Origin of the sequence: Candidatus Leptofilum sp., assembly GCF_965223525.1 — a bacterium.
Taxonomy (GTDB): domain Bacteria; phylum Chloroflexota; class Anaerolineae; order Promineifilales; family Promineifilaceae; genus Leptofilum.
The window spans coordinates 231,278-250,834 of record NZ_CBDCWX010000004.1 but is presented as its reverse complement, the minus strand read 5'-3'; the positions used below and the strand labels follow the sequence as shown (position 1 = coordinate 250,834).

General features: G+C 52.7%; 17 protein-coding genes. 11 read left to right on the top strand and 6 right to left on the bottom strand.

Annotated features, from left to right (window positions below; genetic code table 11):
* The first annotated feature begins 147 nt into the window (after positions 1-147).
* Positions 148-2,403 (top strand): DUF2339 domain-containing protein, encoded by a 2,256-nt coding sequence (locus tag ACOQPM_RS01255; RefSeq protein WP_420627408.1) that lies wholly within the window; start codon positions 148-150, stop codon positions 2,401-2,403.
* 178 nt (positions 2,404-2,581) lie between these two features.
* On the opposite strand, the gene ACOQPM_RS01250 is transcribed toward ACOQPM_RS01255, so the two are convergent.
* The 4 genes from ACOQPM_RS01250 to ACOQPM_RS01235 form a co-directional block, all read right to left on the bottom strand.
* Positions 2,582-3,346: an enoyl-CoA hydratase-related protein gene (locus ACOQPM_RS01250; RefSeq protein ID WP_420627407.1), complete on the bottom strand. Its 765-nt coding sequence runs from the start codon at positions 3,344-3,346 to the stop codon at positions 2,582-2,584.
* 92 nt (positions 3,347-3,438) lie between these two features.
* Positions 3,439-4,701 carry a hypothetical protein gene (locus ACOQPM_RS01245; RefSeq protein ID WP_420628243.1) on the bottom strand — a complete coding sequence of 421 codons (1,263 nt, stop codon included), beginning with the start codon at positions 4,699-4,701 and terminating at the stop codon, positions 3,439-3,441.
* Positions 4,702-4,913: 212 nt separating this feature from the next.
* Positions 4,914-6,392 (bottom strand): amino acid adenylation domain-containing protein, encoded by a 1,479-nt coding sequence (locus tag ACOQPM_RS01240; protein WP_420628242.1) that lies wholly within the window; start codon positions 6,390-6,392, stop codon positions 4,914-4,916.
* 358 nt (positions 6,393-6,750) lie between these two features.
* A complete protein-coding gene (locus tag ACOQPM_RS01235) occupies positions 6,751-7,392 on the bottom strand; it encodes a metal-dependent hydrolase (protein WP_420627406.1) in 642 nt (213 codons plus the stop codon).
* A 264-nt stretch (positions 7,393-7,656) separates the two neighbouring features.
* On the opposite strand from ACOQPM_RS01235, the gene ACOQPM_RS01230 reads away from it, so the two are divergent.
* The 9 genes from ACOQPM_RS01230 to ACOQPM_RS01190 all read left to right on the top strand — a co-directional run bounded on the left by ACOQPM_RS01230 (position 7,657) and on the right by ACOQPM_RS01190 (position 16,727).
* Positions 7,657-9,306 carry a phytoene desaturase family protein gene (locus tag ACOQPM_RS01230; protein WP_420627405.1) on the top strand — a complete coding sequence of 550 codons (1,650 nt, stop codon included), beginning with the start codon at positions 7,657-7,659 and terminating at the stop codon, positions 9,304-9,306.
* A 132-nt stretch (positions 9,307-9,438) separates the two neighbouring features.
* Entirely contained in the window at positions 9,439-9,855 is a 417-nt protein-coding gene (locus tag ACOQPM_RS01225; RefSeq protein WP_420627404.1) for a VOC family protein, read from the top strand.
* A gap of 161 nt (positions 9,856-10,016) precedes the next feature.
* The gene (locus ACOQPM_RS01220) at positions 10,017-10,262 is read left to right on the top strand and encodes a hypothetical protein (protein ID WP_420627403.1); all 246 of its coding nucleotides are present in this window, start codon (positions 10,017-10,019) and stop codon (positions 10,260-10,262) included.
* 111 nt (positions 10,263-10,373) lie between these two features.
* Positions 10,374-10,598: a carboxymuconolactone decarboxylase family protein gene (locus ACOQPM_RS01215; protein WP_420627402.1), complete on the top strand. Its 225-nt coding sequence runs from the start codon at positions 10,374-10,376 to the stop codon at positions 10,596-10,598.
* 27 nt (positions 10,599-10,625) lie between these two features.
* Complete coding sequence (locus tag ACOQPM_RS01210; RefSeq protein WP_420627401.1) at positions 10,626-13,409, top strand: LuxR C-terminal-related transcriptional regulator; 2,784 nt, start codon at positions 10,626-10,628, stop codon at positions 13,407-13,409.
* A 181-nt stretch (positions 13,410-13,590) separates the two neighbouring features.
* Entirely contained in the window at positions 13,591-13,848 is a 258-nt protein-coding gene (locus tag ACOQPM_RS01205; protein ID WP_420627400.1) for a hypothetical protein, read from the top strand.
* Positions 13,849-13,886: 38 nt separating this feature from the next.
* Positions 13,887-14,912 carry an NAD(P)-dependent alcohol dehydrogenase gene (locus ACOQPM_RS01200; RefSeq protein ID WP_420627399.1) on the top strand — a complete coding sequence of 342 codons (1,026 nt, stop codon included), beginning with the start codon at positions 13,887-13,889 and terminating at the stop codon, positions 14,910-14,912.
* Entirely contained in the window at positions 14,887-15,699 is an 813-nt protein-coding gene (locus ACOQPM_RS01195) for a sulfurtransferase (RefSeq protein WP_420627398.1), read from the top strand. Before ACOQPM_RS01200 ends, ACOQPM_RS01195 begins: the two co-directional genes overlap by 26 nt.
* A gap of 56 nt (positions 15,700-15,755) precedes the next feature.
* Positions 15,756-16,727: an NAD(P)-dependent alcohol dehydrogenase gene (locus ACOQPM_RS01190; RefSeq protein WP_420627397.1), complete on the top strand. Its 972-nt coding sequence runs from the start codon at positions 15,756-15,758 to the stop codon at positions 16,725-16,727.
* Positions 16,728-16,841: 114 nt separating this feature from the next.
* On the opposite strand, the gene ACOQPM_RS01185 is transcribed toward ACOQPM_RS01190, so the two are convergent.
* Positions 16,842-17,738: an NAD(P)-dependent oxidoreductase gene (locus ACOQPM_RS01185; RefSeq protein ID WP_420627396.1), complete on the bottom strand. Its 897-nt coding sequence runs from the start codon at positions 17,736-17,738 to the stop codon at positions 16,842-16,844.
* A 122-nt stretch (positions 17,739-17,860) separates the two neighbouring features.
* Between ACOQPM_RS01185 and ACOQPM_RS01180 the strand changes: the two genes are divergently transcribed.
* Positions 17,861-18,694 carry an IS982 family transposase gene (locus ACOQPM_RS01180; protein ID WP_420627395.1) on the top strand — a complete coding sequence of 278 codons (834 nt, stop codon included), beginning with the start codon at positions 17,861-17,863 and terminating at the stop codon, positions 18,692-18,694.
* Between the two features lie 62 nt (positions 18,695-18,756).
* Here ACOQPM_RS01180 and ACOQPM_RS01175 read toward each other — a convergent pair whose 3' ends face one another.
* A complete protein-coding gene (locus tag ACOQPM_RS01175; protein ID WP_420627394.1) occupies positions 18,757-19,398 on the bottom strand; it encodes a CBS domain-containing protein in 642 nt (213 codons plus the stop codon).
* Positions 19,399-19,557 lie beyond the last annotated feature (159 nt).

The following is a 19,557-nucleotide window of genomic DNA, read 5'->3' as shown; positions in this document are numbered from 1 at the left end:
AGAGGTCACCATGCAAACTGCCAAAACCATTAATCCCCTTTTATCGAACTAAACTACACTTAGTGCACTCAGGTGTTTGACGCTGTATCGTCCGCACATTATTCTGTGAAGTATCAGGTGTGCAAATATGGATGAAGGGGAGAAATTATGTCTGAGAAAACCATTTGCCCGTTTTGCGGCACGGAGAATGAACCGAAGCGAGCCATCTGTGCCAACTGCCAAACCAATTTTCGCCAAGCTGACTTGTTTAACGCGCTTGCCAAGCGGCTTGGCCGCCTCGAACAAACGATAGCAACGTTACAGACCCAGGTTTCCAAATTAGCCAACGAGCCTGCCGACACGCCACCCGACCCAGAACCAGCACTGGTAACGGCCGTTGCCATCCCACCGCCCGCACCAACTGTTTCACCGCCACCAGCACAACCAGCAGCCACCCCCCAACCAATTCCTAAACCAAAACCGCAACCCCAAACAAAAACACCCACAGAACCGCCACAAACGTATCTGCCAGAAAATATTTGGCAAAGTGATTTTTGGCTCAACAAAATTGGCCTGGGATTGCTGCTGCTGGCGCTCGTCTTTTTGTTTAATTACGCCGTCAACCAAGGTTGGATTGGCCCGCCCGTGCGCGTTGCCATTGGCTTAATTTTGGGAACTGGCTTACTGGGGATTGGGTATAAAACGGCACGGGAACGGCCGTATTTTGGTCAGGCAGTACAGGGAGGAGGCATCGCCGCCTACTACATCACCGGGTTTGCCGCCTTTCAGCTATACGGCCTGATCTCATTGCCTGTGGCGTTCGGCTTTATGACTCTGGTGACGCTGCTGGCCTTTGCCCTCTCGCTGCGCCAAAAAGAGGCGATGCTTTCCCTCATCGGTGGCTTGGGCGGCCTGGCCACGCCATTTTTACTGTCCAGCGGTGACGGCAACGTCGGCGGCCTCATCATTTACACCTGCCTCATTTGTGGCAGCCTCGTGCTCATTTACTTTTTCCAGGGCTGGCAGATTTTGCTTTGGCTGGCGAACGTTGGCGGCTGGGTCATTTTGGCGGGTTCTATGCTCGCTTTCCTGTTATTCGATGAAACCCTCATCACGCCTGAAAACATTACCCTGCAAAGCGGCATTCTGTTGTGCCTGCTCATGTTTTGGGCCATGCCTGTCTTGCGCTATCTGGATTGGCTGGAATCCCCCAACCGTCTGCCGCCCATCAAATTTGGCTTTGCCGATACTTTTATGCCCGACTTCATGAAAGCCCAATTTAGAACACATCCCCGGCTCACGATTCTGCTAAACCCGATCATTGCCTTGTGGTTAACGCTGCTGCTGTGGCAGCTACCGGGCATTGGCGAGGGGTTGATTACGTTGGGTACGGCCGTTTTGTTTGGCTTGCTGGCAGTGGGCTTAAGTTCAAAACCGGGTCGGGCAAATGTGTGGATAATGCACAGCATCACCGCTTTTATCTTCTTAACCGTCTCGCTGGTACAGTTTTTCGATGGCACATGGCTGCTGCTGGCTCTCGCCGTGGAAGCCGCCGCGCTTCATCTGGCACACAGGCATATTCGCCACGTTTTGTTAGAGCTGGGTATGCACTTACTCTCGCTGGCAGTGGGCATCTTCTTGTTTGTGCAGCTTCTGAGCTTCCAACCGGCCATGCAAGCCTTTCATTTAGACTCATGGGTAGAACTGTTTGTGATTGGCCTATTTTTTGCCATTGCCGCCCTCCTGCGCCGCAACCAAACGTCCGACTTCTTTGTGGCGTACCTGCTAACTGCCCATGCTGCCCTGCTGTTTTGGCTGCGCCGTGAGTTTAGCGCGTTCGACATTCCCGGACTGGTGACATTCTTGTGGGCATTTTACGCAGTTTGGCTACATTGGGATGCCCAGCGGCACAATCAAATTTTCATCAAGGGTGCAGCTCATTTACTTTCTCTGGTGGTCACCGTGCTGTTGTTTGAGCAAATTTTAACCAGCAGGCCAGAAACGGCCGTTTTCAACCTGCAATTCCTGCTCAATCTGGCAATCATCGTGCTGCTGTTTGCCACCACTTTCCTCTTTGCAGATGCTCAAGAAGCCCATGTCCGCCACGGCTATCGCCTCATGACACACGTCGCCATACTCACCCTGTTCTGGCAAGCGTTCAATCAACTCAGCGGGCAAGGGCTCGTCACCGTCGTTTGGGGCATCTATGCCATTATTTTGCTGCTGATTGCCCTTACCTTGCGTCGTCCGCTGTTGCGGCTGGTTGCCCTGGCGACGCTTTTTGTTCTGGTGGGCAAGCTGTTCCTGGTTGATTTGGTGGTGCTAGAAACCGTCTGGCGCATTCTGCTATTTGCCGGCATTGGCAGCGTCTTCTTGGTCATCAGCTACTTTTACAGCTCCTGGCTAGGCTTGCCCGAAAGATAATACACCACAGAGAACACAGAGCGCACAGAGTTTTTCTTTTCCCTGAAAAAAAACCTCCCGCAGGTTCCATCCGCAAACTGTGTTCGAGAACAAACCTGCGGGAGGTTGGTTGGTTTCATTATCTCTGCGTCCTCCGCGCTCTCTGCGGTAAAACTGATTATTGCTCACCGATAACTGTTCACCGTCCTACAAAAACAGGCGGCCGTTTCTCTAAAAACGCCTGCATGCCTTCATTGGCATCGGCCGTGGCCCACAGCGCGTAGTAGGTGCGCCGCTCAAAGAGCAAGCCTTCTCGCAGGCTGCCTTCCTGGGCTCTTTCCACAGCTTCACGCGCAGCGATAACGGCCGTTTTCCCCCAACAGCCAATCATCTCTGCCGCCGCCAACGTTTCTGCTAGCAACTCCTCGGCGGGGATGACACGAGCCACCAACCCGGCGCGTTCTGCTTCCTCAGCGTCCATCATGCGGCCCGTCAGCAGCATGTCCATCGCTTTGGCCTTGCCCACCAGCTTTGTCAGCCGCTGTGAGCCACCCATGCCGGGAATTAGCCCCAGCTTAATTTCTGGCTGGCCGAACTTGGCGGTGTTAGCTGCGTAAATGAGATCGCACATCATGGCTAGTTCACAACCCCCACCGAGTGCATAGCCGGAAACGGCCGCAATCTTCGGCGTTCGCAGCGCAGCAAACTGATCCCACGGGGCGAAAAAGTCCTCGTGGAACATCTCCATGTAGCTCTTGGAGGCCAGTTCCTTAATGTCGGCTCCCGCCGCAAACGCCCGCTCGTTACCCGTGATGACAAAGCAGCCTACGTTTGGGTCTTTATCCAGTTCCGATAGCTGCGCCACCATCTCATGTATCATTTCTGAATTTAGTGCGTTCAACACCTCTGGCCGGTTTAGCCGCACGATGACGGTACGGCCCTTTTGTTCAATTTGAATGCTCATACTCTTTCCTTTTTGTATTCAGTTTTCAGTGATCAGTATTCAGTCTGTTCAACTGAAAACTGATTACTGACCTACTGATAACCGATTACTATCTACGAATCCCAAATCGCCCCATACGCTGGAATGCCTCGGCTTTCCATGCCGTAGACCACCTGCCAGGTCAGCTTTTTGTTGGAGATGACAATCACCGCTTCGGCATCAAATTCCTGGACGGCGTCGTAGGCGAGTTGGACTAAATCGGGACGGCCGTTTTCATTTGTGTCCCAGATCAGCGCGTTAGGCTCAGATTCCAGAATCTCGTCAACCAGGTCGTCGCCATAGGTTTTGCGGGGCGTACGGGTAGACCAAACCAGTCGCGCCGGGGCGGTGTGCGCCAGCAGATGGGGCAGCGTGGGGCCGATGCCGCTACCGGTGGCAATCCAGACCACGCGCTTAAACAGTTGGTCAATATTGCCCACGCCCGCCGTCGGAATCCCCTTCACCCAAACGTGAGAGGGCATGTCGTCAATCAGTTCACCCGTCCAATCTCCAGCGCGGCTAATCGTTAGGCGAAAGCCATCCTCGCCGGGGGCTGGCACGTTGGCAAACGAGTGCCATTCAGTGAGCGGACTGCGAGAAACGGCCGTTGACGACCCTGCAAACGGCGTGACGCCATGATTAAACCGAACCAGCGCAACGTGATTAGACGGCCGTTCAATTTGCACCCGCACCTTCTTCAGCCGCAGCCAGGGCAACGCAATGCTAAACGTCACCGCCAACAGTACCCAAAAGCCGGGCGCGGCCAGCAGCGAGCCACCCTGGTCGTTGATGAACAGCACCGTCTGCACCCAGAACAGCAGCAGCGATGCCCAGCCGCCAAAGCGGTGCATCAGCTCAAATTCGTCGTGGTATTTGGCCCGGAATTGGGGCATGGACAGGGCGATGATAGCGACGAGCAGAACGAGTAGAACGGCCGTTACCACCATCGTAGCCAGAGAAACGCCAGGCAGCCCATTGATCCAGCTATAGATGAGCGAGCCAACAAAGGCTGCAAACCAAAGCGTCCCCATAATCGCACCGCCGACATGGATGCCGCCAAAGTGATATACTTTGCCCATCAACGCCCGAAAGCGCAGCGGCCAGCTAGTGGGCACGCTGGTGGCAACCTTGAAGAGCAAATTAATGACATATTGCTGCCGAATCAAAATAGCGATGCCAATATTGGCAATAACCATGTTGGAAATGGCCGCCAGATTGATTGAGTCGGCCGTCCACCAGCTCCACTGGCGCAAGCCGTAGCCCAGCAATACCAAATTTACGACGACAACCAGGGCAATCAGGCGATGGTAATGCATCAGGTAGCGATGCTTCCACATCCGCCGCAAGAAATGCTGCTGCGGTGGGAGCGTGCCGGGTTGGTGGGGTAACGGCCATTCCTGCTTCACATCTCGTCGTTCGGCCAATGCTTCGTTTGGAAATGTTCGTAACATGATTTCGTTTCCTTCCTCTATTTATCCGCAGATTTTGCAGATTCACGCCGATTTTTGGTCTTCTTAAAAAAAATCTGTGTAATCCGTGTAATCTGTGGCTATATTTTTTCGGTCTCCAGCAACGCCGTGTCGTGCGCCTTCGCCATTTCTAGCAGCAGCCGCTTGTCAATCTTGCCGCGCGGCGTCTTGGGCAGTTCATCCAAATCAATAATGAATTTAGGGGTACAGTAATACGGTAGTTGATCCGCCACTGCCTGCTTCGCCTCAGCCACATCCACCGTGCGCGGCGAAACAAAGCCAACCAAATCCTGGCTGTCCAGCTTGAGAGCCACAGCGCGTTTACAGTTGGGCGCAGATTCCAGCGCGGCTGAAACGGAGTCTAGCTCTACGCGAAAGCCGCGCACTTTTACCTGATCGTCGGTACGGCCGTAATGCTCTAACTCCCCCTCGGCCGTCCACTTACCCAAATCGCGGGTGCGGAACATCATACGGCCGTCGCCCAAAAACGGGTCGGGACGATACCGCTCGCTCGTCAACGCCTCGTTGCCAATGTAGCCTTTGGAAACACAGTCGCCTCCGGCCCACATCTCGCCCACCTCACCGATGGGCAGCGGCTGCAAATTTTCGTCCAAAACGTACACGGTGTTGTTGGGGGTTGGCTTGCCGATGGTCAGCCCTTCCTTCCAGGGAAGATGCTGCTCGGCCGTGTTCACAATCGTCACCTCGGTGGGGCCACAGGAGTTGTAGAAAGCGCAAAACGCGCCCCACTTGTCGGCCAGGGGGCGCGGGCAAGGCTCACCGGCCACGGCCACCACTTTCACGTTGTGGCATTGGTCGGCATCGAACGTCGCCAAAATGGAGGGGGTGGAAATAATCACGTCCACCTGCCGCGCCGTCTCCATAAAATCTTTGCCGCGAATGATTAGCGTGCCGCCGTTGCCCAGGCAGCCCAAAATCTCCCACGCCGCCATGTCGAAAGCGATGCTGAGAATCTGACCCACCTTCATTCCCGGCTGAATGCCCAAATTGCCCGGCGCGGTGAGCAAAATGTTGCCCACGTTGCCGTGCGTTACCTGCACGCCGTTGGGTATACCCGTCGTGCCGGAGGTGAAGATAATGAAGCAGGTGTTGTGGGGGGAAACGGCCGTTTCCGGCACAAAGTTCTCCACAAATTCCATCTCGTCAGCAAAGGGTTCCTGCATGAAGTCATCAACGTTGAGGAGGGTACGGCCGTCTGCCACTGACACCTGCTCTGCCAATTGGGAGAGCGTTAAAATCACGTCAATATTCGCCACCTCCAACACATAGTTCAGATGCGCTTCCGGGGCGACGCCGACATGCTGCGGCACGTAAGCTGCCCCCGCCTTTAGCGTCGCCAAAATGCCCACAATCATGGGGATGGAACGCTGCAAAAAGAGAGCCACATGATCGCCCGTTTGCACGCCCAAATCAGCTAATTTTGCCGCCAGCCGGTTCGCCTGCCGATCTAGCTCGCCGTAGGTGATTGACTCACCAAGATGCTCAACAGCGACAGCCTCCGGCTGGATTGTCACAAAATGCTCAAACGCCTGGTGCATCGTGGCGTAGGGCACCTGCACCTGCGGCCCTTGGCCAAACCGCTCAAACAGCACTTGATCCAGCAAAGAGAGGTTGCTAAACGCTTCACGGTTAAATTTGAACCGAGACGGCCGTTCAATTTTTGGGCTCTTCTCAATAAGAGGTTCTTTCAGTTGAGTTCTTCGCTGCAAGCCCGTCGGAACGAGCGGCGAAGGCGTGAAATTGGGAGAATTTAACATTTTCTGCTCCTTTCTTCGGTAGAACGTTTCTCTCGTTGAACGCGCCGAAGTTTGCCCCCAATTTCTTTCAGGCAAGTTACAAGGATGTTACGGCCGTATTACCATCCCGAATCATAACTAGCGACCCGAAAACTTCCACCTACCAATGTTCTATCGTCTTCCGCATTTGAATAGTTAATACCGCCGCTACGATTAACGTAAGCAGGTATATCCTACCATAAATGGTCATGAAGCCGCTGTTTAGCGTGTACACCAGCACGGTAAAAATGAGGAAAAGGATGAGCTGAACGGCCGTCCACACCCTCACACTCCTCGCCTTATCCAAATTGGTTCCCTGCTGCTGTGCCGTGTGAGCCAGCCAATAAAAGTAGGCGGCAAAAAAGAGCATCTCCGGCGGCGTGACGCCCTCCCACAAATTCACCCAGGAGGCCAACGGCCACACAATGTCCACCCCGTTGAACCAGATGAGCAAATCCAGCAAAATGTGCATCAGCACGCCAATGCCCAAGCCCAAACCGAGGTTGGTGGTGGACGGCCGTTTCGCCACCACACCCGCCAGCCAAAAAACAATCACCAACGCCAAAACAAAAAACAAGCTGTGCGTAAACGTTCGGTGCAGCCCCTCGGTGGAACCGCCCGTCACCGTAGCCACAGCCACCGCCAGATTGTCTGCATCTGGCAGCAAATTTCCTAGCACAATGCCCAACAGCAGCCACTTGCGCCTTGGCGTCCAGCGACGCACCGCCACACCGACCAATCCATGTAATCCTGCCTGTGCCATGAAATCCTCTCCTTAAAATAGCACGCTGATCACCCTGATTTTCCTGATAAAAATGATTAAATCAGGTGAATCAGGCAAATCTGCGTCCTATTTCTCATCCGTTGCAATGTTCGTTTGAATGCTGATTTGGCTGGCAAAACGGCCGTTTTGTCCCAAAGATAACTTGCACACATTGTAAAATAATTCACAGGCCAAGTAAACAAAATCCCGTTCGGCAAGCTGTGTTACAATCCGCCTTATTTCCTCAAAAGAAGCGAGAAAAGCATGGCAAATGAAGCGTTTGATGTAATTGTAATTGGCTCTGGAGCTGGCGGGATGAGTACGGCCGTTCCGCTAGCGCAAGCTGGCAAAAAAGTGCTCGTGTTAGAACAGCACGACGTTCCCGGTGGCTGGACACATTCCTTCACCCTCGAAGGGTACAAATTTAGCCCCGGCGTGCATTACATCGGCGGCATTGGCCCCGGTGGGCGCATGCGCCGCATCTACGAAGGATTGGGCATTTCCGAAGACCTCGCCTTCTGCGAAATCAACCCCGACGGCTTCGACCACGTCTTCATCGGCGACGAGCAGTTCGACATCCCCAAAGGGCGCGAAGCATTTGCCAACCGCCTCAAAGAACGCTTCCCTCACGAAGCCAAAGGCATTGATGGCTACCTGAACATGTGCCAGCAGCTAATGGATGAATTGCGCCTGCTGGGTCGCGTACGTGGCTTGGGCGACGCAATCACCCTGCCCTGGCGGGCTCGCCACATCCTGCGCTGGGCCATCCGCACCGGGGCCGATCTCATTAACCATTACGTAAGCGATCCGGTGCTGCGTGCCATCCTCTCTGCCCAATCCGGCGATCACGGCCTGCCCCCGTCCAAAGTTTCTGCCCCAGTACACGCAGGCGTGACCCACCACTATTTTGAAGGCGGCTACTACCCCCGCGGCGGCGCGTTTGCCATCCCTCGCGCCTTTGCCCGCGCCCTCAAACGTGCCGGGGGCGAACTGCGCCTGCAAACGCGCGTCGAGCGCATTTTGCTGGATGCAAACAAGCGCGTGCGCGGTGTCCGCCTCACCGACGGCACCGAAATTGCTGCCCGGCACGTCGTCAGCAATGCCGACCCGGAAGTGACCTTTGGCACAATGGTTGGGCGAGAGCATCTCAGCAGCAAGCTCCAGCGCAAGCTGGGTAAGGTGAACTACTCCACTTCCGCCCTCAGCCTGTTCATGGCCGTAGACATGGATTTAAAAGCCGCCGGGCTGGATTCTGGCAACTACTGGTTCTACAACCACAGCGACGTGGACGGCATTTACACCGACGGCATGACTGATAAAATCATGCAAGATTTCACCCCCGAAGGCATGTTCCTAACGGTAACCACGCTCAAAGACCCCTCCAAAATGCACAGCGGGCACCACACGCTAGAAGCATTTGCCTTCGTAAGCTATGAGCCATTTGCCCAATGGGCCGACCAGCCCGCAGGCGACCGGGAGTGGGAGTACCAGCAGCTCAAAGAGAAGCTGATGGCGGGCATGTTAGCGAATATTGATAAGCGCATTCCTGGGTTCAGTGAGCATGTGGTATATAAAGAGTTGGGAACGCCACTAAGCAACGTGCATTACCTTAACGCCACGAAGGGGAATTTGTACGGCATTGATAAGCGAACCTTTCAGGTTGGGCCGTGGGCGTTCAAAAACAAGACGGAAATTAAGGGTCTGTGGCTGTGCGGCGCCAGTACCACCGCCGGGCATGGCGTAGCCGGTGCCACCAACTCTGGCCTGATGACGGCGCGACAAATTTTGGACAGCCGCACCTCAGACTTGCTTAAGCAGAATGGGCCACCACTGGAAGTTTACCCGTCTGAAGAACCGGAGAAGTGGCCTGAGAAGCTGCGCGGCCGCATGGAGCGCAATTTTTCCGAAGGGTAGTCGCACGCCTACGCGTATTAATTTGTGGCTCATGGGTAAAAAGTGCGCGCCAATGTGACAGTCACTTTTGGAAGTGACTGTCACATCCAGATACACTAATTTGTTCGGGTTCATTTTTTAAGGAGAGGCATCATGGGTGGTCGTGTGTTGCAGATTGCAGAAGTTGCTCTCAAGGTGGATGACCTGCCGACGATGGTTGCTTTTTACCAAGATGTGCTCGGATTCGAGATTCATCTTGCCCGACCCCACTATGTTTTCCTCAAAATTGGCGAATTGGATTCCTCATTAGGCAATGTTGGGCATCCTCCAATATTAGGGCTTTTTGATCGCCAAATTGCTTTGGATGTGCATTTATCAACGTTGGATCACCTGGCCTTTGAAGTCGCCAGTGAGCATTATGAGGAAGAGCTAGCTCGGTTTTCGGCAAAAGGAATGGTCATCCGGGAACGGTCTTGGCCCGATTCGCTTGATTGGCGGGCACGCGCCTTCTTCTTCCGCGATCCGGAAGTAAATGTGATCGAGCTAATTGCAGCAGATGAAAATCGGTAACTGATGTTACGCACTCTCTGGAAAAGATTTCAAAAGTCTTCAAGGCAATTCGCTTTTCACCAGTGAGCAACAAGACTTTTGAAATCTACGCTGCGTAACGTGTGTCAGTAAGCAATTTAAGTGGATGCCAGTACAGGTTTTTGGCACAAAGGAGCAAGGGGATGTCCTGGATTAGAGAGATTTATCTGGATGAAGCAACGGGCTTGTTGAAACGACAGCTAAAGGCAGCGATCAAGCGGGCGGGGCGCATTTGGAATGTGGTGCAGGTGATGAGCATCAACGAGATGGCGCTTAAAGACAGCATCAAGTTTTACCAAACGGTGATGGCCGGGGAGTCGCCGCTAACGCGCTCGCAGCGGGAGATGCTGGCGGTGGTGGTTTCTGTTGAGAACCATTGCCATTATTGACACCAGGCGCACGCGCACGATCTCCGGGAAGAGATCGAAGCTGAAATTCACAACGCTGAGGAAGCAGATGCGTATGTTCACGCGCTGGTTCGTGATTGGCGTACCGCACCGTTGGCTGTGGCAGACCGTGCGTTATGCGAATTTGCCGCCAAGCTCACTCGGCACAATGATGAGATGGAACCAGATGATTTAGACGCGCTGCGCGAGTATGGCTTTGACGATCGGGCTATTCATGATGCCGTGCAGGTGATTGGGTATTTTAATTACATCAACCGCATTGCTCATGGGTTGGGGGTGGAGCCGGAAACGTTTGTACGGCCGTGGGGGCAACAATAACGGCAACAAAACAGTTGTGACTGACCTATGTCTACACCAATTTTAGCCACCAAGCTGTATATTCCGGCCCCTCGGCTCAAAAATGTCTCTCGCCCTCGCCTCATCGGGCGGCTAAACGACGGGCTGTGGCAAGGAGGACGCTTTACCCGTAAGCTCACTCTCATCTCTGCCCCTGCCGGCTTTGGCAAAACAACGTTGGCTACCAATTGGATAGACGATTTGCAGTTGGCTGCCACAAAAGATAGTTCAATCGTCAATCGCGTGGCTTGGCTATCACTAGATGAGGGGGATAACGACCCAACCCGCTTTCTGGCTTATCTCATTGCGGCCTGGCAGACTGTTGCGCCAACGGCCGTAAACGAGTTAGCCACGCTTCTTGATTCTCCCCAACCCCCGCCGCCCGAATCGCTCCTAGCGTTGCTGATCAACGAAATTAGCAGCCAATCAGGCAACTTTCTTCTGGTACTGGATGATTACCACATGATTGAAACGCAGGCGGTTGACCAGGCGCTTGCTTTTTTGCTGGAGCATATGCCACCGCAGATGCACCTGGTTATCACCACCCGCGAAGACCCGCCGCTGCCCCTGCCTCGCTACCGCGTTCGCGGGCAACTACTGGAGCTGCGGGCGGCCGATTTGCGCTTTACTGCTGTTGAAACGGCCGTCTTCCTCAACCAAGTCATGGGCTTAACCCTGACAGAAGATGAGGTTGCTGCCCTTGAAGCCCGCACCGAAGGCTGGATAGCTGGTTTGCAAATGGCAGCACTGGCTATGCAAGGGTCGCTTTCTAGCGAAAGCCGGACGGAGGCGGCTAGCTTTATCCAGGCTTTTACCGGCAGCCACCGTTTTGTGCTGGATTATCTAGTGGAAGAGGTTTTGCAAAACCAGCCTGAAGCCGTTCGACGCTTTTTGTGGCAAACGGCCGTGCTGCACCAGCTAACTGCCCCCTTGTGTGATGCCGTAACCGGGCAAGAAAACAGCCAGGAAATTCTGGAACTGTTAGAGCGCAGCAACTTATTCCTCATTCCGCTGGACGATACGCGCCAATGGTATCGTTACCACCACCTCTTTGCCGATGTGCTGCAGGCCCGCGCCCTGGCGGAACAGCCAGCGCAAATTCCCAGCCTGCACCAGCGGGCAAGCGAATGGTTTGAACAAAACGGTTTTGCTGGTGAGGCCATTCGCCACGCGCTGGCTGCCAACGATTTTGAGCGTGCCGCAGGGCTGATTGAGTTGGCTTGGCCTTCGATGAACAGAAATTACCAAACGGCCACTTGGCTAAGTTGGGCCAGGCAGTTGCCAGATGAAATGGTTCGCACCCGACCCGTTCTCAGCGTGGATTATGCCTTTGGGGTGCTGCAAAATGAACCGCCAGACGTAATAGAAGCTCTACTGGCAGATGCAGAACAGTGGCTGAATCCTTCGGCCAACAGTGCCAAGATGGTGGTTACGGATGAGGCTCAATTTCGCTCACTGCCCGGCACGATTGCCACTGTGCGTGCCGCCCATGCCAGAAAGCTGAATGATATTGACGGCACGACTGCCTATGCCCAACAAGCGCTAGTGCTTTTACCAGACGATGACCATCTTAGCAGGGTGATTCCAGCCTCCATTGTGGGCTTGATCTATTGGAACAGAGGCGAGCTCGCAGCGACATACCACGCTTTCACGGAGGTCGTATCCAGTTTTCACAAAGCGGGTAAGCTGCACTGGGCAATCGGCCCCACTTACATTTTGGGCGATATTTTGCTGACGCAAGGTCGCCTGCAAGAAGCAGCCCAAACTTATGAAAAATCGTTCCAGATTCTTAAAGAGTTGGGGGGTGTCCGATTTCCGGGTCTTGCAGAGCTGTATTTGGGAGCAAGTGAAATTTTTCGTGAGCAAGGCGATATGGCAACGGCCGTAACCCACCTGCAAACAGCCCAAAAGCTCGGCACGCAGGCGATGATTCCCGGCGATGAAGCCCGCTTGTACACTATCATGGCACGGTTGAAGATGACGCAGGGCAACTTCGCCGATGCGCTTGAACTGCTTGAAGAGGCAGACCGCCTCTTTGTGAAGACGCAAATTCCCAACCTGCGTCCCGTCGCGGCCGTCCGGGCGCGAGTTTGGCTTATGCAAGGTGATCTGGCCGATGCAGGAAGCTGGGCGCAGGCGCAAGATTTGTCGGTAGATGATGATCTGAGTTATCTGCGCGAATATGAACATATCACGTTGGCTAGGGTACTCATCGCGCAAGGTGAAGACGGCCGTTCCCCCACTACCATTCAACAAGCCAGCCACCTGCTCCATCGCCTCCAGCAAGCAGCAGAAGCCACGGGGCGGCAGGGCAGCCTCATCGAAATCTTGATCCTGCAAGCAGTGGCACAAGAGGCACAGGGCAATACGGCCGTTGCCCTCCGCACTCTAGAACAAGCCATCAATCTGGCTGAACCAGAGGGCTTCTTCCAGATTTTCATTGATGAAGGCGCGCCGCTGGCAAGGCTACTACAAAAGATGAAAGATACCGTGACTAGCGCCGAGAGGGTGCAACGCTTTGCAGACAAGCTGTTGGCGGCTTTCAAAATAAAGCAACAAACTGTTCCCATCACCGCCAGCCCCCAACCACTCGTCGAGCCGTTGAGCCAACGGGAGCTTGAGGTGCTGCAACTTATCGCCGAGGGACTGTCCAATCGGGAGATTGGCGAGCGATTATTTCTGGCGTTGAACACGGTGAAAGGGCACAACAAGCGCATCTTTGGTAAGCTGCAAGTGCAAAGACGCACCGAGGCTGTTGCCCGCGCCCGTGAATTAGGATTGCTGCAAAGTTAGGACTAGCACACCTTCTCCCTCTTTTACGGACCGCTTAAGTCAGGAAACGGCCGTTCCCCCAAACCATCATGCTCCAACTGCAAAATAACACTCCTAAATGACACTTTAGTGTCTATACCTGAACACCATTTTAAGGATATGCTTCCCCTGTACCCGAAACAATTCGCGACAACAGGTAGACATGTCTAACAAACAAACCCAACCCGCAGACCCAACCAAACCTTTCGCTTATCAGATTAGGGTTAAAGGCCATCTAAGTCGCCAATGGGCAGAATGGTTCGAAGATGTCGTGATTACCCTGGAAGCGGATGGGAATACATTGTTAACAAGCCCCACGATTGACCAAGCGGCGCTACATGGCCTCCTCAGAAAAGTGCGTGATATTGGTTTGCCCTTGTTGTCGGTTACGGCCGTTAACCCAACAATCACAGAGAAATGAACTGCCCGCAATTTTATTAGATTTGAAAGGAAAGAATCATGAAAGCAATTGCTTACATGCAATACGGAAGCCCTGATGTACTTACATTTCAGGAGACAGAAAAACCAACGCCTAAAGAAAATGAGGTCTTGGTAAAAGTCCATGCAGCCGCCATCAACAAAGGCAACTTGGTGATCTTAGAAGGCAAGCCATACCTGGCTCGTCTGATGGCTGGCGGGCTGTTCAGGCCAAAACGGAACATCTTGGGCAATGATATTGCAGGGCAAGTTGTGGCCGTTGGCAAAAACGTTCAGCAGTTTCAACCTGGGGATGCTGTATTTGGCGAGAGTGGCTTTGGCGGCTTTGCCGAGTATGTATGTGCGCCAGAGACCACCTTGGTGTTGAAACCAGCCAATATAACGTTCGCTCAGGCAGCGGCCGTTCCGCTGGCGGCGGTCACGGCTTTACGAGGCATCCGTGCCAAAAATGGGCTTCAGCCGGGGCAAAAGGTTTTGATCAACGGGGCATCCGGCGGTGTAGGAACATTTGCCATCCTCATTGCAAAAGCAGTTGGGGCTGAGGTAACGGCCGTTTGCAGCACTGGTAAAATAGAGATGGTACGCGCCATCGGTGCTGACCACGCCATAGATTATACGAAAGAAGATTCCACTAAAAATGGGCAAAAGTATGACTTAATTATCGGCGTCAATGGCTACCGCTCACTTTCCGATTATAAACGTGCCCTTACATCAGATGGTACCTACGTTTGCACTGGCGGAGAGATGGCGCAAGTCTTTCAATCTATGCTGCTAGGCCCATTCATCTCCAAAGTCAGCAGCCAGAAAATCATAAACATTGGTGTTGTCAAATCAAGCCCAGAAGAATTAGCCTTCATCAGAGAGCTTCTTGAAACAGGCAAGATAGTCCCCGTCATAGACAGATGTTACCCATTGAATGAGGTTCCCACAGCGTTCCGTTATCTTGAAAAAGAACACGCCAAAGGCAAGATAGTAATCACCGTGGCAGATAACATGAACATCAATAATAGGAGAGTAGAAAATGAATCGAAACAGCTTACTTATTGAGGCAGATGAATTGCTTGCGAAAATAGATGATCCCAACTTGCGAATCTACGACGCCACCATCCTCTTTTTTAGAGGTGAATCCGGCCCAACGGCTCACGAGGAGTATTTAGAAGCCCATATCCCAGGAGCCGCATTTTTTGATCATCAAGACTTTTCTGACGCCAGCAGCAAATATATGTACATGGTGCTGCCAGAGGCCGACTTAGCGAAGCAAATTGGCAATATCGGCATTGGCGACAATTCAGAAGTAATTTTTTATACAACTGAAATATTGGCTTGCGCCACCCGCGCCTGGTGGGTGCTTCGGTATGCTGGACACAACAACGTGCGCGTGCTAAATGGCGGGCTAGATGCCTGGAAAAAAGCAGGCGGACAACTTGAAAGCGGTGAAAGGAAATATGAAACCACGACCTTCACCAGCAATCTGCGAACGGATATGTTTGCCAACAAAGAAGATGTTCTGGCAGCCATGCAAAATGAGGCTGTCTGTACGGTCAACACCCTGCCGCCAAACGCATATTATCAAAGTCACATCCAAGGTTCTTCACACCTCTCCTGCCTGGATTTGATGCGTGACAATACCGCTTTTGTAGACAATGACACATTGACTACACGACTGCACGAAGAAGCACAGCATGAGCGGGTCATCACCTACTGCGGTGGGGGCATCGCCGCCACGGTAAACGCAATGGCGCATTTGATGGCTGGCAACCAAAACGTGGCTGTGTACGATGGCTCGATGGACGAATGGGCTGGCGAAGGTCTACCCATGACATCAAATGGATAAGATTCAGGTGACAGTCACTTTTGAAAGTGACTGTCACCTCTAGGTTAGTGAAAATTATGAAAGCAGCAATGATTGAGAAATATGGCAATGCAAATGCTATTGTCTTAAAAGAGATTGAGAAACCAACTCCCAAAGACAACGAAGTTTTAATAAAGCTTAAAGCAGCCTCTCTTAACGCCTCCGATTGGGAAGCACTCACCGGAAAGCCAGCCTATGTTCGGGTATTTAATGGCTGGCTAAAGCCCAAACCCACAATCCTTGGTTCAGACGTTGCTGGACAGGTGGAAGCCGTTGGCAAAGACGTTACGCAATTCCAACCAGGAGATGAGGTGTTTGGCGACCTTTTGTGGAGCGACGCTGGTGGTTTTGCCGAATATGTTTGCGCTCGTGAACGCTTCATCACGCTCAAGCCCAAGAGCTTGACATTTGAGCAAGCATCCGCCATTCCGCAGGCAGGCGCTTTGGCTCTGCAAGGGCTTCGTGATAAACGACAGATCCAGCCCGGCCAGAAAGTATTGATTAATGGGGCGGGTGGTGGCACAGGCACCTTTGCCGTACAGCTTGCCAAAATGTTCGGTGCGGAAGTTACTGGCGTAGATAGTGCCGACAAGTTTGAGATGTTGCATACCTTAGGCGCTGATCACGTCATTGATTATCGGCACGAGGATTACACTAAAAATGGCAAGCAGTATGATCTCATTCTCGATCTGGTGGCCAGCCGCTCTATTATTGCTTACCGGCGCGCCCTAAAGCTCGATGGGGTTTGTGTGATGGTTGGCGGTAACAGCTTGGCGTTGCTACAGATTGGCCTTATAGGCCCAAGAATATCCAAGAAGGGCGGGAAAGAATTAGGGCTTTTGATGTTAAAAACGAACCCAAAAGATTTAGATTATTTGACAGTGTTGCATGAAACAAACAAGGTTAGCCCCATTATTGACAGGTGCTATCCGCTAGAACAGGTCACAGAAGCGTTTCACTTTTTTGGCCAAAAGCGTGCTATAGGCAAAGTGGTTATTACAATCAGCTAGGAGACTTCATGCACCGTAGCGCAACATCGTGAATGGAAAACAGCTAACCTCCCGCAGGTTCCATCCGCCAACAGTGTTTGAGAATAAACCTGCGGAGGTTTATTTAGTTGGGTTCTAGCGTTGTTTGCCAATCTCTAGACCCGCCAGATGTTCTAGGGCTTTGACGAGAGCGTGGTTGCCTTCTAGACCAAGCCCTTGCTGCTGGAGAGTGCGGTAGAGGTTGAACACCATGCCGGTGCCGAGCATGGGCACACCCATTTGATCGGCCGCTTCTAGCACGAGGCGTAAATCTTTTTGCTGCAAATCAATAGTGAAACCAGGCCGCCAATCCCGCTCGACCACCTGCGGGCCACGATTACTGAGCATCCAGCTACCGGCTGCGCCTTGCGTCACGGCTTCTAGCGTTTTGTTTAAGTCGAGTCCACCAGCTTGGGCAAAGAGTAAGGCTTCCCCCACCCCCAACATCGTTACCACGACTAAAATTTGGTTGACCAGCTTCACGGTTTGGCCTGCACCAATGTCGCCGACGTGGGTGATGGCTTTGCCCATGGCCTCAAAGGCGGGCATGGCGCGAGCGAACTGTTCGGCATCCCCGCCGACCATAATGCTGAGGGTGCCTTTGGCCGCGCCTTCGCTGCCGCCGCTGATGGGGGCATCTAGCATGTGTACGCCCCGGTCGGCGAAGGCTTGAGCCAAACGACGGGTAATCTCTGGGCTGATGGTGCTCATGTCTATGACGAGATTGCCGGGTTTGACACCAAAAATGACCCCGTTGGACTGGAGCATCACATGCTCCACGTCTGGGGTGTCACTGACGCAGGTGATGATGATGTCGGCATGGCTGGCGACATCAGCGGGGCTGGTGGCGGCAATGGCACCTAATTCAATAAGGGGATCCATTTTGGGATGGGTGCGGTTCCAGATGTAAACAGGGAAGCCTACGGCCAGAAGGTTCTGCACCATGCCCTGCCCCATAATGCCCAGGCCGATGAAGCCAATTTTTTCGCTCATTTGGTACTCCAGGAAAATTATGAATTAACCTAAGTTGCTACCTTAACAGTCAAAAATGGTGAAGTCCATGAAAGCCAAGTAAAGTGGGTTTGAACCACCAAACCATTTTTACGAGGACAATCATGGACGAACAAATTGTAGCGATTTACACGCTGGTTAACGACCTTTTGCTTGGTTTAGGTCATCATGAAAACAGTCAATGCCGCATGAACGATTCCGAGGTCATCACCACAGCAATCGTGGCTGCTCTGTTTTTTAGCGGCAATTATGAACTTGCCCGTGCCTTCTTGCATCAAGGCGGCTACATACCAACCATGTTGAGCAAAAGTCGGTATTCACGTCGTCTGCATCGAGTGAGCCATTACATCGTGACCTTTATCGAGATGTTGGGCGCCCACTGGAAAGGGGTCAGTAGCGATTCGATTTACGTGATCGATACCTTTCCTATTGTGGTGTGTGACAATTGGCGCATTCGCCGCTGTCGTCTCTATCGAGAAGAGAAGTATCGCGGCAAGATTGCGAGCAAACGCCGCTACTTCTATGGACTCAAACTACATTTGATGGTCACCAGTCAGGGTCAACCAGTTGAGTTCTTCCTAACACCGGGTTCTGAAAGCGATGTGACTCACCTGCGCTCCTTTCAGTTTGACCTACCGACGGGTTCAGAAATCTATGCGGACAAAATCTACAATGATTACACCATGGAAGACTTAATCAATGAGACAAGACAGGTGAAACTATGTCCTGTACGCAAGAAAAACAGCAAACGGCCGTATCCACCGTGGCGCACTTATTGGATAAAACTGCATCGCAAGATTGTGGAGACGACAGGGTCATCCATTGCACGCAGGATGCCGAGGAGCATTCATGCAGTCACAGCCGCAGGCTTTGAGCTGAAAATCGCATTATTTGTTCTGGCTGAGAGTGTCAGCCATATTTTTAAGGTAGCAACTTGAGTTATGAATTATGAAAAGCGTGACCCGGAGGATTTTTGTGAAATCCTCCGGGTCACAGATTGCTATACAGTGCGAATGTCTATGATTTTCTCTACAACAGGCTCTAAGGCAACGCGCACGGCCGTTTCATCCATGTGCCGCACCTTAAATGTTACAATCCGATTTGAGGCTGCATCACCGGAAAATTCGCCAAAAGCCAGGAAGCTACCACCACCGCTGGCAATCGCATGGGACAGCTTGGCTAGCGTACCGACGGCGTCGGAGGCAACGGCCGTTACCCGCACCCCCTGATCCCGCGCTCCCATTAGCTCTAGCAATATCTTGAACAAATCTGTTTCGGTAATGAGCCCCACCAGCTCGCCGTTTTTCATGACGGGCAATCCACCAACTTTGTTGTCTACCATAATTCGGGCTGCTTCTTCGATGGGCATGTTCTCCTGGATGGTAAGCACCTCTTTGGTCATCACATCCTTGACTTTGATTTTGTTGACCAGATAGGAAATTTCCCAAACACTGAGCGAGGTGGCATCGGAGGGGGAAGCGTTGAGCAAATCTTTATCAGAGACAATGCCAATGAGACGGCCGTTTTCTACGACGGGCGCACGGCGAATATGCTCTTGCTTCATCAACTTTAAACAATCCGGCAGCGACATTTCTGGCGGGACAGTGATAACTGGTGTTGACATACGACGTTTAACTAACATCTGTGACTCCTTGTTGCAAAATTGGAAAATAGTATCGTAATCATATCCTATTTACCGTGTCGCTGCCCATGAATTTTGGCGATATTTTGAGGTTACAAATGTTCAAAAAAGCCTACTGCCCATTCGCCAATTCCAGGCTGTGCGGGCGCAACCTGGAAT